Below are 13,170 nucleotides of genomic sequence, written 5' to 3' on the forward strand. Positions count from 1 at the left end.
TGCCCCGGGACCGGCCGTGCTCCACGGCCGGTCCCGGGCGCCCGCGACGGGCGCCCGCCGTCGCCGGCGTCCGTCGCGGGCCCGGGGGCCGGACGGTCAGGCCGCTCCGCGCACCGCCCCGGCGGCGCGGACGACGGCCTCGGCCAGCCGGTGGTTCTCCGGCCCGAGCGGGAGCGAGCTGAACCGGCGCCGCGTGTACCCGTAGGCGACGCCGCTGCGCGGATCGGCGAAGGACTGCGCGCCCACCGCGCCGCTGTGACCGAAGGCCTCCGCCCCGAGGAACGGGAAGCGGGTGCTCTGCGCCTCGAAGCCGAGGCCGAAGTGGTCCACCTCGCCGGTCACCACGTCGGTGCCGTGCGTGCGGACCGGACCGAACTCGGCGATCGTGGCCGGTGCCAGGAACGGCGTCCGCCCGTCCAGCCCCTGCGCCGCCGCCGCGTACAGCGCCGCCAGACCGCGGGCGCTGCCGAAGCTGCCGGTCGAGGCCGGACCCTGCGCCTGCACCGGGCGGAGGTTGCCGAAGCCCGCCAGGTCGGTGGGCGGGGAGGCGTTCAGGTTGAAGGCGATCCCCATCAGGCTGTCGGGTGCCGGCGGCTCGCCCTGCTGACCGGGGAGGGGGACCGCCGGAAGCACCGGCAGGTACCGCGACTCCAGCTCCGCGGGCAGGCCGAGGAAGAAGTCCAGCCCGTACGGGGCCCGGATCCGCTCCTCGAACAACTCCTGCACCGTGCGGCCGGTCCGGCGGCGGACCACCTCGCCGGTCAGTGCGCCGATCACGTAGGCGTGGTAGCCGTAGGCCGTCCCGGGCTCCCAGTAGGGCTTCTGGACGGCCAGCCGGTCCGCGATCCGCCGGTCGTCCGCCAACTCCTCCGTGGTGAAGCCGCCGTCGACCCCGATCAGCCCCGCGCGGTGCTCCAGCAGTTGCCGGAACGTGAGCGCCCCCTTGCCCTCGGCCGCGAACTCCGGCCAGTAGTGGGCCACTTCCGTGTCCAGGTCGAGCACGCCCTCCTGTACCAGCAGGGCCGTCACCAGGTGCGCCGCCCCCTTGGCGGAGGAGTAGAGCGCGAACAGCGACTCGCCGGAGACCCCCTCGCCGGCCCAGAGGTCCACCACCCGCCGCCCGTCCAGGTGCACGGCCAGCTGCGCACCACCGCCCGCCGGCTCCTCCGCCACCACGGCGGCGAACTCCTCCCGCACCGCCTCGAACCCCGGCGCCACGCTTCCGCCGACGACGTCACTGCTGGACATGCTTCCCCCTGTACGCGATCCTGCGGCCTTGATCACCGGCCTGCCGGGGCGTCAACCCGCCCCGGCGCCGGAGTATTCCGGCGCCGGGTGGGGGCGGGCGGGTCGGTGTCAGTAGTCGGCGCTGGGTGCGCGGGTGGTGGGGCCGAGGTCCGGCTCGTCGCGGATCTCCAGGGCCTCGGCGTGGCGGTCGAGTTCGAGCACCACGAGGGTGTTGCGGCCCGGCAGCCAGAGCGGGCCCGGCGCGTACAGGGTGCGCTGCGGGCCCTCGTCGGTGTAGCGGCCGAGCAGGAAGCCGTTGAGCCAGAGCAGGCCCCGGCCCCAGCCCGGGAGGGCGAGGAAGGCGTCCGCCGGTGCCTCGACCTCGGTCTCGAACCGGTGGAAGACCGGGTCGCCCCCGGTGGCGCCCACGTCCTCGCGGAAGGCCAGGGCGGAGAGGTCCGCGAGCGGCAGCGGCCGGATCTCCCAGCCGTGCAGCCGCTGGCGCTCGTGCTGGACGCCGCGCCGGATGCCCTTGCGATCGTCCAGCTGGGGGCCGTAGTTGGCCCGGCCCAGGGCCTCGACCAGGATGTCCAGGGTGGCCCCGGCCGGGCCGACCGCCAGCGGCAGGGTGCCGCCCGGCTCGTTGCGGTCCAGCACGCCGAGCGGGCGGCCGTCCGCGAAGACCTGCGCGCGGTCCCCGACGCCGTCGATCCGCAGCGGCATCTCCGGGCGCGGGCCGGGGACGTGGGTGCGGTAGTGGATCAGGCCGAGCGACTGGCCGACCCGCTCCATCGGCTCGGTGGTCGGCCGGCGGACGGGCACCGACAGCGCGTCCAGGGAGTCCAGCAGCCGCGCCCGGCCGGTCGCCCGCTCCAGCCGACGGGGCTCCAGCCGCGGCGGCCGGGCCGGGAGTTCGCCCTCGGGGAGGGGCACGTACTTGCCGATGACGGACCGCAGGGCGTGGAACTTCTCGGTCAGCTCGCCCGCCTCGCCGATCGGCGCGTCGTAGTCGTAACTGGTCCCGGTCGGCTCGTAGCCGGCGGTCTCCGGTCCGGTGCCCGAGTGGTTGGCGCCCGCCCAGAAGCCGAAGTTGGTGCCGCCGTGCGCCATGTAGAGGTTGACCGAGGCCCCGGTCGCGAGCAGTTCGTCGAGCGAGGCCGCCGTCTCCGCGACGTCCCGGACGTGGTGCGGCTGACCGATCCGGTCGAACCAGCCGATCCAGAACTCCATGGCCGCCAGCGGCCCCTTGGGCTGCTGGCGCCGCAGCACCTCGAAGCGCTCCGGCGCGCGCGAACCGAAGGTGCCGGTGGCCAGCACGCCCGGGATCGCCCCGCCCTGCTGCATGAAGTCCTCGGAACCGTCGGCGGTGAACAGCAGGCAGTCCACCCCGCGCGTCACCAGCCCGTCCCGCAGGTACGCCATGTAGGCGGCGTCGTTGCCGTAACTCCCGTACTCGTTCTCCACCTGCACGGCCACCACCGGCCCGCCCCGGCTGCCCAGCAGCGGCAGCAGCTCCGGGACCACGGCGTCGAACCAGCCGTCCACCTCGGCGAGGAACGCGGGGTCGGAACTCCGCAGCCCCATCCCGTCGGTGGCGAGCAGCCGGGCCGGCAGGCCGCCGGACTCCCACTCGGCGCAGATGTAGGGACCGGGGCGCAGGATGACGTCCAGCCCGTGCCGCTCGGCGGTCCGGACGAACCGGGAGACGTCCCGCCAGCCGGTGAAGTCGGTCTCGCCGGAGGGGAGTTCGTGGAAGTTCCAGGGGATGTAGGTATCAACGGTGTTGGCGCCCAGCGCACGCAGGCGGGCCAACCGGTCGTCCCACAGCTCCGGGTGCACCCGGAAGTAGTGCAGCGCTCCGGAGACGATCCGGTGCGGCGCGCCGTTGCGGCGGAAGCCGTCGTCGTCGAAGTCGAGCTCGATCATGCGGACCAGCTTTCGGTTGACGCGGTCGTCGGTCGGTACTGCTGCGTCGGAGCCGGCCCGGGGGTGTCGGCCCACCGGGCCCGCCCTCGTCCGGCCAGCGTATACGAGCCGTGTACGGACCTGTCCGTGCCGCCTTCCCCGCCCGCGCGGTCCTACTCGCGTCCCGGAACACGGGGTTTTCCACGTGCCGCTCCACCCCTAGACTGCTCAGCTCGCGCGGCATTACCGACGGGTAGGTACGTATCCGTGGCGCCGCCACCGACTGGCAGGGATGGGGAGTCCGGATGGCCGACGAGCGGGTGCACGCGTACGCGGACGACGCGTTGGGGGAGCACGACGCGGTGGCGCTGGCCGCCCTGGTGCGGGCCGGCGAGGTCGGGCCCGCCGAGCTGGCGGCGGCCGCGGCGGCCCGGGCCGAACGGGTCGACGCCGCGCTCGCCCCGGTCGCCTTCGCCGCGTACGGGCGGCCGCCCGGGGCGGACGGCAGCGCCGAGGACGCCCCGCTGTACGGCGTGCCCAGCTTCCTGAAGGACAACACCGACCTGCGCGGGATGCCGACCGGCCAGGGCAGTTCGGCCTACCGGGCCAGGCCCGTCCGCCGCAGCGCGGGCTTCGCCGAGCAGTTCCTCGGCACCGGCCTGGGCGTGCTCGGCAAGACCAGGCTGCCGGAGTTCGGGCTGAACGCCTCCACCGAGTTCGCCTCCGCCCGCCCGGTCCGCAACCCCTGGCTGACCTCGCACTCCCCGGGCGCCTCCTCGGGCGGCGCGGCCGCGCTGGTCGCCTCGGGCGTCGTCCCGATCGCGCACGCCAACGACGGCGGCGGCTCGATCCGGATCCCGGCCGCCTGCTGCGGGCTGGTCGGACTCAAGCCCACCCGGGGCCGGGTGGTGCCCAACGCCCAGGGCCGCCGGCTGCCGGTGGACCTGGTGACGGACGGCGTGCTGACCCGCTCCGTCCGCGACACCGCCGCGTTCTTCGCCGCCGCCGAACGCCACTACCGCAACCCCGCGCTGCCCCCGCTCGGCCTGGTCGAGGGCCCCGGCACGGGCCGGCTGCGGATCGGGCTGGTGGTGGACTCGCCGGTCGCGCCCAGCGACGCGGCGACCCGGGCGGCGGTCGAGGCGACGGCGGCCCGGCTGGAGGCCCTGGGGCACGAGGTGACCCCGGCCGTGATGCCGTTCGGCGAGGAGTTCTCCCGCGACTTCGTCCTCTACTGGGGCTACATCGCCTTCCTGATCGCCACCACCGGCCGGCTGACCGTCGACCCGGGCTTCCGGGCGAGCCGTCTCGACGGGCTGACCACCGGGCTGCGGCGGCTCTTCCACCGGGAGTTCCGGCGCGTGCCGGGGGTGGTCCGGCGGCTGCGGCGCGCCGAGGAGACGTACGCGGGGATGTTCCGGACCCACGACGTCGTCCTCTCGCCGGTGCTGGCGCACGTCGCGCCGCCGATCGGGTACCTGAGCCCGAACGTGGCCTTCGACGAGCTGATCGACCGGCTCACCCGGTACGTGGCGATCACCCCGGTCAACAACGTCACCGGCGGCCCGGCGATCGCGCTGCCGACCGGTGCGAGCGCCGACGGCCTGCCGATCGGCGTCCACCTGTCGGCGGCGCACGGGGAGGAGCGGCTGTTGCTGGAGCTGGCGTTCGCCCTGGAGGCGGACCGGCCCTGGCGGCGGATTCAGGACTGAGGGCGGACACCGGGCCCCGGTGGTCGTTCAGCCGAGCACCGGGGAGGCGATGGCGCAGGCGGCCCGGACCTCGCTGCGCAGCGGGCCGAGCACATCGGGAGCGGCGGTCGCCCCGCCGGTTCCTGCGCCGGCCGCGTCCCCGTCCGGTCGCGGCAGCGGGGTGCCGGTGCGCAGCGCCCCGGCGAGGGCGGCCAGGTCCGCGGCGATGGCGGCGACCTCGCCCGGCGGCGGCGCCGGCTCGCCGTGCTCGACCCGGACCCGGGTGGCGGTGGTGGCCTCCACCACCCGCTCCACCGCGATCACCAGCGGCCACCACGCCGCCGCCCGGGGCCCGGTCGGCGGGGGTTCGGTGAGCGCGCGCTGGAACTCGGAGCGGACCGCCGAGAGGTCCCGGTAGAGGCGACGGCGCCGGACCGGCCGGGCGGGCCGGTCGTGGCCGGGAGCGCCGGCGAAGGCCAGGGCCACGTACGCGGAGGCGTCCGCCACGGTGTCGGCCAGCCGGTCGCCGATCCGGGTGTGCCAGGACTCCGGCCAGCACAGGTACCCGGCGACCAGGGCGATCCCGCAGCCGATCAGCGAATCGTAGAGCCGGGGCAGGACCAGCCCGAACCCCTGGTGGTTGAGCAGGTCGGACAGCAGCAGGATGACCGGGGTGATGGCCGCGGTCTGGAACGCGTACCCCTTGGCGGAGAAGGCCGGGATCAGCGCGGCCAGCACCGCGACGGTCGGCACGTCCCACCAGCCGCGCGGCACCTCGGCGAGCACCGGCACGGCGAGCAGCAGCCCGCCGGCGGTGCCGAGGGCGCGCAGCACGGCCCGGGAGAACACCGAGCCGAAGTCCGGCTTGAGGACGAAGGTGACGGTCAGCGCGACCCAGTAGGAGCGGGGCACCGGCAGCACCGACACCACCACCTGCGCCAGGCCGATGCACAGCGCGAGCCGCAGGCCGTAGCGCCAGGACGCGCCGGAGAGCAGTGCCGCCCGGGTCGCGCGCCGGGTCCGCACCCAGGGGGCGGCGGGGCGGCCGAGCCGGTCGGGGTCGGCGGCGTGCGCGTGGTCGGGCTCGGCGCCGACGGCGGCCGCGTAGCGCAGCGCCCGGTCAAGGGCGCGTTCCGAGGGGCCGGTCGGCGCGGGCAGGTCGAGCGCGAGGGGCCCGTCCTCGGCGCCGTTCTCGATGCCGTCGGCGAGGGCGGCGACGGCCGCCGGCCAGGCCTCCGGCAGCGGGCCGAGCCGGGCCGGGCGCAGTTTGGCGGCGGAGGCCGCCTCGACGATCGGGATCAGCGCGTTGAGCCGGGCGATCAGCCGGGTCAGCCCGGGGGAGCGGCCGTGCCGGCGGGTGCGGTGGGCGAGCAGCAGGTCGTAGGAGGCGTTGAGCGACTGGGTGACGTCCTGCCGCCGTTCGTCGTGCTCGGGGGTGCCGGCGGCGCGGACGAACGCGGCGACCGAGCGGTAGGAGGCGGCGACCGCCGCCCGTTCGGGGACGCCGCCGCGCAGCGGCCAGCCGAACAGGGTGAGCAGCAGCACCACCGCCCCGCCGGCGGTGAGCAGCAGCGGCGCCGTCCACCACGGGCGGGGCATCGGCAGCCCGGCCCCGACGACGGCGTTGAGGAGGAGCAGGAGGCCGGAGACGGAGGCGACCGAGCCGATCGAGGAGATCATCCCGGAGACCAGCGCCACCAGGGTGAGCACGGCGACGGCGGTCCAGTCGCGGCCGTACACCAGGGTGCCGAGGGTGACGCCGACCGCGCCGAAGAGCTGGGGGACGGCGATGTTGAAGAACCGCATCCGGTAGGCGTCGGCGGTGTCGCCGATGACGCCGGACAGGGCGCCCATCGAGACCAGCGCGCCGTACGCGGGCCGCCCGGCGGCGAGGCCGACGGCCAGCGGCGCGGAGAGCGCGACCGAGGCGCGGGCCACCGCCGCCCACGGCACCGGCGCGGGTCGGGGCCGCAGCCCGGCCGTCAACCAGGTCGGCGGCGAGAGCCGGACGCCGTGTTCGCGCTGTGCCATGGGCCCAACCTACGGCGCCCGCCGGTTCGGCCCCGGGCGCGGCGCGCACGGGCGGGCGGGGTCCGCCGCGGAGGGTCCGTCGCGCAGGTGAGGACCGGTCAGGCGGTGGCGGTGGTGGTGCCGGGCGCGGGCGCCGGCGCGGGAACCGGGTCGGCCGGTCGGCGGACGGTGGGGAGGTCGCGGACCCGGCCGACGGGGGAGAGCAGCAGGACCAGCGCCGCCAGCGGCACCCCGGCCGTGGTGATCCACATCGCCGGGCGCAGGCCCACCGCGGTGCCGAGCACCCCGGCGAGCAGGGCGCCGACCGGGATGGTGCCGTAGTTGAGGACGGCGGCACTCGCGGTGATCCGGCCGAGCAGCTCGGGCGGACAGTAGTGCTGCTGGAAGCCGGACTTGATGACGTTCCCGGCGACCACCCCGGCCGAGACCCCGAACCCGCCGACGGCGTAGCAGAGCACGCCCGCGCCGGTCCCGGTGAGCGGGATCAGCAGGGCCAGCACGGGCAGGCCCAGCTCGAAGAGGATCATCGCGCGCGCCGTGCCGACCCGGGCGGCCACCCGGCGGGCGGCGAACGCGCCCAGGACGCCGCCGCTGCCGGCCGCCGCGACCAGGGCGCCGACGGTGCCGGGGGCGAGTCCGACCTCGCGGACCAGGAAGGCGACCAGGATCGACTGGTACCCCATCAGCGCCATGTTGGAGGTGGCGCCGTAGAGGGTGAGGGTGCGCAGCCAGCGGTCCCGGGCGACCAGCCGCAGGCCCTCGCCGATCTCGCGCCGCAGCGCCCGGTCGGCGCCGCGCCCGTCGCGGGCGGCCGGGGTCTCGCGGTGCCGGATCCGGCCCAGGCAGAGCAGCGAGACCAGGAAGGTCGCGGCGTTGGCGAGCATGCCGTTGGCGGCGCCGGCGAGCTGGGCCAGCAGGCCGCCGGAGCCGAGGCCGACGATCTGGGCGGCGGAGGCGCTGCCGTGCAGCTTGGCGTTGCCCTCGGGCTGGTCGGCGGGGGAGAGCAGGTCGGGCAGGTAGGCGGTGTACGCGGTCTGGAAGAACACGGCCGCGGTGCCGGTGAGCAGGGCGACCGCGAGCAGCAGTCCGGTGCTCAGCCGACCGGCCCAGGCGGCGGCGGGGACGGCGGTGAACAGGACGAGCGAGACGGCGGCGGCCACCAGCATCACGGTCCGGCGGGGTAAACGGTCCACCCAGACGCCGGCCGGCAGGCCCATCACCAGCCAGGGGGCCCAGGCGGCGGCGCTGAGCAGGCCGATCTCGAAGGTGGAGGCGTGCAGTTCGGAGACGGCGATGAGCGGCATCGCGACGCCGGTCACGGAGGCGCCGAACTTGCCGGCCGTCTCGCCGCACCAGAGCAGCCGGAAGTCCCGGTGGCGGCGGAGCAGGCTGCGGCGGCGCTCGTCGCGGGTCACTCGGCGCTCCCGGGTCCCTCGGTGTTCGCGGGCCCGTCGGTGCTCGCTGGTCCGTCGGTGCTCGGGGGCCCGTCGGTGCTCCCGGGCCCGTCGGTGCGGGAACGGCGCGGGAAGGACTGGAGCTGGACGACGATCGGCAGCGCGGCCGGGTCCGGCGCGGCGTCCGGGGCCGGGGTGTGACGCTCGACGACGGCGAAGATCTCGTCGTTGAGCGCCTGGAGCTGGGCCGGGTTCAGCCGCAGCCGGCGCCAGTCCGAGATGGTGCCGACGTTGCGCCACTCGTCCGGCCAGTCCTCGGTGATGTAGTCGTTGACCCGGTTGAAGTACTGCTGGACCAGCTGGTTCAGATAGAGCGAGACCGCGCCGCGGGTGTCCGGGTCGTCGCGGAAGTCGGCGGTGTCGAGCCGGTTGGACACCTCCACCCGGCGCCACCAGCGTTCGCGCTTGGTGCCGCGCCCCGTCTCCTCCTGGATGAAGCCGTGCTCCGCGAGGTGGCGCAGGTGCCAGCTGACGGTGCCGGTGTTCTCGCCGAGCCGCTCGGCGAGCCGGGTCGCGGTCGCGGGCCCGTCGAGGTTGAGGAGTTCGAAGATCTGCATCCGCAGCGGGTGGGCGAGCCCGCGCAGGCTGCGGGCGTCGAGCCGGCGCTGCGGCGGTCCGGGGGGATCGGGAGGTCCGGCGGTGGCGGGTGCGTCCGGGGTGGCGGAGGCGTCGGGGTGCTCGGTGGTCATGCCCGCAGCCTAGATTGCAGAGGATCCTCTGCATAGGGGTGTCTGCAGAGAAACCTCTGCAAGTTTCCGGTTATCCCGAATCGCCTCCCGGACGGTCCGATGATCTTCTAGAGTCGCGTCCGGTAGGACCGTCGGACCGTAGGGCAGTACGACCGCACGGTGCGTTCCACCCTCGCGCACCGGTTCCAGGGAGAGGCAGCACCATGACCGAGCCGCAGCCGAAGCCGTTCGAGCACGTCGACGAGGACTGGCAGAGCGCCCTCGTGGTCGTCGCCCACCCCGACGACATGGAGTACGGCGGGGCCGCCGCCGTCGCCCGCTGGACGGACCAGGGCAAGAAGGTCGTCTATGTGATGGCCACCAGCGGCGAGGCCGGCATCGACAGCATGGACCCGGAGCAGTGCGGCCCGCTGCGCGAGGCCGAGCAGATCGCCTCCGCCGCCGTGGTCGGCGTGGACACCGTCGAGTTCCTCGGCCACCCGGACGGCACCGTCGAGAACGGCCTGCCGCTGCGCCGTGACATCGCCCGCGCCGTCCGCCGCCACCGCCCGGACATCGTCATCACCATCAACTTCCACGACACCTGGGGCGGGCCGTACCTCAACCAGGCCGACCACATCGCGGTCGGCCGGGCCCTGCTCGACGGGGTGCGGGACGCGGGCAACCGCTGGATCTTCCGCGAACTGACCGCGGAGGGCCACGAGCCGTGGAACGGCGTGCGGGCGATCTGGGTCTCCGGCTCGCCGGAGTCCGGGCACGCGGTCGACATCACCGAGCACTTCGACCGGGGCGTCGCCTCGCTGGAGCAGCACAAGGCGTACCTGGCCGGCCTCGGCGGCGCGATGGCGGACGCGCGCGGCTTCCTGGAGGGCTTCGGCCGCGAGGCGGGCACCCGGCTCGGCACCCGCTTCGCCGTCCCGTTCGAGGTCTTCCCGCTCGGCTGAGGTGCTCAGGGCCCGTCCGGCCGGGCTTCCCGGGGCTCGGCCGGGCGGTCGCTCCCGGGCGTCCGGTGCAGGGTGAGGATGGTGAGGTCGTCCCGCAGCGGGCCGTGGTTGTGGCGCCGGACGTCCTCCTCGACGGCTACGGCGAGGGCGTCCGGGGAGCGGTCGGGCAGCTCCCGCAGCCGCCGGTCGATCGGGTAGAACTCGCCCGCGGCGTCCGCGGCCTCCGTCACGCCGTCGGTCACCAGCAGCAGGGTGGCGTCGTCCGGCAGGTCGAACCACTCGGTGGCGGGCACCTCCCCGGCGAGCTCGGCGAGGCCGAGCGGGACACCGGCGTCCAGGGGGACCGTCCCCGGCTCGCCCCCGTCCAGCAGGTAGGGGGCGAGATGGCCGCAGTTGACGGCCTGGACGCCGGTGCCGGGGCCGAAGCAGAACACCGTCGCGGTGACGAAGCGCTCGGTCTCGCCGTTCTGCGCCGCGTAGGCGTTGTGCCGGACGACGGCGTTCTCCAGGGCGAGTGCCACCTCGGTGAGTTCGGGGTCGCGGAACGCCGCCTCGCGGAAGGCGCTGAGCACGGCGAACCCGGCTCCGATCGCCGGCAGTCCCTTGCCCTGGACGTCGCCGACCAGGAGCCGGGTGCCGTACGGGGTGTCGGCGATGTCGTAGAGGTCGCCGCCGACCAGGGTGTCCTCCTCGACCGGCCGGTAGCGGCCGTGCAGGTGGATCTCCGGGAGCAGGACGGGGAGCGGGCGCAGGAGCTGGCGTTGGAGCGCGACGGCGCTCTGCCGTATTCGGAAGAGCTCGCGGTCCCGCCGGATCCGGCGGGCGCAGAGCACCACGACGACCGCCTCCGCGGCGACGTCGCTGAGCAGGGTCAGGGCGCGCCCGGTGACCGACGGCGGCGGGAAGACCAGCGAGCTGACCAGGATGACGCCGGTGACCCAGATCGCGGCGAGGACGGTCTGGGCGAGCGTGCCCAGGCCGCCGAGCAGGGCGGGGACGAACACCAGCAGCAGGACGATCCGGGCGTCCCCGCCGCTCGCCGCCTGCGCGGCCAGCAGTACGGCGGTCGCCGCGAGCACCGCGGCGGCGACGGTCCGGTTGTCGGGTGCCCGGTTCGGGCCCGGGGGCGCGGCGCCCGCGTGGCGGCTGCCGACTCCGATCATCCTCGCCTCCCGCCTGCCCGTTTCCAGGCTCACCGGCGGGGACGCCCGCCGCAACCGGGCCCGGGCGACGGCCTCAGGAGTCCTCCCGCTCCCCGTCCCGCTCGCCGTCCCGTTCCTGCTCCCGTTCCCCGTCCCGCTCCGGCTCCCGCCGTCGTCGCCGGAGCAGCAACTGCCGGACGGCGAGGGCGGCGACCAGGACGCCCAGCGCGATCAGCAGCCAGAGCTGGTAGCGCAGCGCCGTCCGCCAGACCGTGCCGACGTTGGCGCCCGCGACATAACCGAAGCCCGCCCACACCCCGACCCAGAGTGCCGCGCCGAGCACGTTGAACACCTGGAAGCGCGGCCAGGGCATGCCGGTCGTCCCGGCGATGATGCCGCTGGTCTGCCGCAGGCCGTCGACGAACCGGGCCACCGTCACCACCTTGCCGCCGTGCCGGGCGAAGAACACCTCCGCGCGGGCCGCCCGTTCCGGGGTGAGCAGCACGTACCGGCCCCAGCGGTGGACGAAGGCCCGGCCGCCGGTGCTGCCGATCAGATGGCCGAGGGTGTTGCCGAGCACCGCCGCCGTGAAGGCGATCGCCACCACGGCGGCGAGGTTCAGGTGCCCGGTGCCCGCGTAGACGGCGGCCAGGACCAGTACGGTCTGGCCCGGCGCGGGGACGGCGCAGTTGTCGAGCAGCACGAACAGCGCCACCAGCGCGTAGCCGTACTGCTGCAGCAGCGGCGCGAGCGCGGCGAGCGGCCCCGGCAGCTCGGGCGCGGCCTCGGCGAGGAACCGCGCCGTCCAGGGTGGGAGGGACACGGCTCACCGCCCCGGGCCGGACGGGCGCGGGGCGGTGGGCGGTGGCGTCAGCGGGTCGCCCCGCGGGGTTCGATGTTGCAGTCCGGACCCGGGTAGACCAGGCCCTCGTGGCCGTCCTCGAAGCGGACCACGTACGGCGGCGAGCCGTCCTGGCCGCGGACCTCGACGATCTCGCCCTTCTGGTCGATCATGCCCACCGCCCGGCTGTGGATGTGGAGCTGGTCACCTACCGCTGCGTGCATGGTCGTGCTCCTCGGGTGTGTGCGGACATCGGCGGCCGACGGGCCGCCCGGGTCCCCGTCCGCTGTCTCCACTCTGCTGCGGGCGTGCACGGCCCGCAACGGCGCGTCGGGGCGCCGGGCTGTCGGCGGGTCGGGGCGCCGGACCGTCGGCGGGTCCGGGCGTCGCGGGGGAGGGGCGGCTCAGCGGGGCCCGAGGTGGTCGGCCAGGTAGCAGCGGACCAGCCGCTTGCACTCGGTGATCATCGCCGGGTCGCCGTCCCGGTCGCCGCGGAAGGCGAGTTTGAGCACCGCGTCGGCCGCTTCCAGCGCCACCCGCAGGGCGAGGGTCAGCGCGGCCGGGTCGGTCGTGCCGAACTGGTCGCCGCCGAGGGCCTGGAGCCGCAGCGCGACGGCCGTGTTGTTGTCCACCTCGGTGTCCAGCAGGTGCCGGTCGTCGTGGACGCCGCTCGGCGCGACCGGTCCGGAGAGCCCGAAGTCCACCTGGCCGAATCCGGGGACGGTCCGCTTCATCGCGACGAACTCGTCCACCGCGAGGTCGGTGAACCCGGCCGGCCCGTCGGGGGCCTCGGCGCGCAGCCGGTCGTCGAGCCGGTGCAGATAGTGGTCGAGGTTGCGGTCGGCCAGCGCGGCGAGCAGGTCCTCCTTGCCCGCGAAGAACTGGTAGAGGGTGCCGATCGGCACCTGGGCGCGCTGGGCCACCTCCTTGGTGGTGAGCGCGGCGGGCCCGGCCTCGTCGAGCAGCGCGGCGCACGCGTCCAGGATCCTTCCGTAGCGTTCCTGGCTGCGCTGCTGCACCGGCCGTCGCCGCCCGGGGCCGGTCCACCCCGCTGTCCGGTGACTCCTCGTGTCCGCGCTCATGTGGCCACTGTGCCGCATCTGCCGTTCGGCGGGCCAATCCCCGGGCCGATCGCAGGGCCGATCGTCGGACCGAGCCGAGGCGGATCCCGAGGCGGATCCCGAGGCCGGTCCCCGGGCCGATCGCCGGGGGACAGGCCGTAGGCTCGCTGCGCTGATCATGAGGG

The 13,170-nt window shown here is 75.4% G+C and carries 11 protein-coding genes; 2 read left to right on the forward strand and 9 right to left on the reverse strand.

Annotation, left to right across the window (positions count from 1 at the left end; all coding sequences use genetic code 11):
- Positions 1-96: 96 nt before the first annotated feature.
- Together ACW14Y_RS34530 and ACW14Y_RS34535 are read right to left on the reverse strand one after the other, a co-directional pair.
- On the reverse strand, positions 97-1,248 hold the full coding sequence (locus ACW14Y_RS34530; RefSeq protein ID WP_380302355.1) for a serine hydrolase domain-containing protein: 1,152 nt from the start codon (positions 1,246-1,248) through the stop codon (positions 97-99).
- A 108-nt stretch (positions 1,249-1,356) separates the two neighbouring features.
- The gene (locus tag ACW14Y_RS34535; RefSeq protein ID WP_456984687.1) at positions 1,357-3,153 is read right to left on the reverse strand and encodes a beta-galactosidase; all 1,797 of its coding nucleotides are present in this window, start codon (positions 3,151-3,153) and stop codon (positions 1,357-1,359) included.
- A gap of 284 nt (positions 3,154-3,437) precedes the next feature.
- On the opposite strand from ACW14Y_RS34535, the gene ACW14Y_RS34540 reads away from it, so the two are divergent.
- Positions 3,438-4,844 (forward strand): amidase, encoded by a 1,407-nt coding sequence (locus tag ACW14Y_RS34540; RefSeq protein WP_456984688.1) that lies wholly within the window; start codon positions 3,438-3,440, stop codon positions 4,842-4,844.
- Positions 4,845-4,871: 27 nt separating this feature from the next.
- Here ACW14Y_RS34540 and ACW14Y_RS34545 read toward each other — a convergent pair whose 3' ends face one another.
- From ACW14Y_RS34545 to ACW14Y_RS34555, 3 genes are all read right to left on the reverse strand, one after another.
- On the reverse strand, positions 4,872-6,854 hold the full coding sequence (locus ACW14Y_RS34545; RefSeq protein ID WP_456984689.1) for an FUSC family protein: 1,983 nt from the start codon (positions 6,852-6,854) through the stop codon (positions 4,872-4,874).
- A gap of 98 nt (positions 6,855-6,952) precedes the next feature.
- Positions 6,953-8,269, reverse strand: a complete 1,317-nt coding sequence (locus ACW14Y_RS34550; RefSeq protein WP_456984690.1) for an MFS transporter — start codon at positions 8,267-8,269, stop codon at positions 6,953-6,955.
- Complete coding sequence (locus ACW14Y_RS34555) at positions 8,266-8,997, reverse strand: ArsR/SmtB family transcription factor (protein ID WP_456984691.1); 732 nt, start codon at positions 8,995-8,997, stop codon at positions 8,266-8,268. Before ACW14Y_RS34555 ends, ACW14Y_RS34550 begins: the two co-directional genes overlap by 4 nt.
- Before the next feature lie 203 nt (positions 8,998-9,200).
- Here ACW14Y_RS34555 and ACW14Y_RS34560 point away from each other — a divergent pair, with 203 nt between their 5' ends.
- The gene (locus ACW14Y_RS34560; RefSeq protein WP_266273072.1) at positions 9,201-9,941 is read left to right on the forward strand and encodes a PIG-L deacetylase family protein; all 741 of its coding nucleotides are present in this window, start codon (positions 9,201-9,203) and stop codon (positions 9,939-9,941) included.
- A gap of 5 nt (positions 9,942-9,946) precedes the next feature.
- Here ACW14Y_RS34560 and ACW14Y_RS34565 read toward each other — a convergent pair whose 3' ends face one another.
- From ACW14Y_RS34565 to ACW14Y_RS34580, 4 genes are all read right to left on the reverse strand, one after another.
- A complete protein-coding gene (locus ACW14Y_RS34565) occupies positions 9,947-11,104 on the reverse strand; it encodes a PP2C family protein-serine/threonine phosphatase (protein WP_456984692.1) in 1,158 nt (385 codons plus the stop codon).
- Between the two features lie 73 nt (positions 11,105-11,177).
- Positions 11,178-11,906 (reverse strand): DedA family protein, encoded by a 729-nt coding sequence (locus tag ACW14Y_RS34570; RefSeq protein WP_456984693.1) that lies wholly within the window; start codon positions 11,904-11,906, stop codon positions 11,178-11,180.
- Between the two features lie 47 nt (positions 11,907-11,953).
- Positions 11,954-12,148 (reverse strand): DUF1918 domain-containing protein, encoded by a 195-nt coding sequence (locus ACW14Y_RS34575; RefSeq protein WP_380302372.1) that lies wholly within the window; start codon positions 12,146-12,148, stop codon positions 11,954-11,956.
- Positions 12,149-12,328: 180 nt separating this feature from the next.
- Positions 12,329-13,006 (reverse strand): TetR/AcrR family transcriptional regulator, encoded by a 678-nt coding sequence (locus tag ACW14Y_RS34580; RefSeq protein WP_380302374.1) that lies wholly within the window; start codon positions 13,004-13,006, stop codon positions 12,329-12,331.
- Between the last annotated feature and the right edge of the window lie 164 nt (positions 13,007-13,170).

The organism is Kitasatospora sp. cg17-2 (assembly GCF_054031055.1).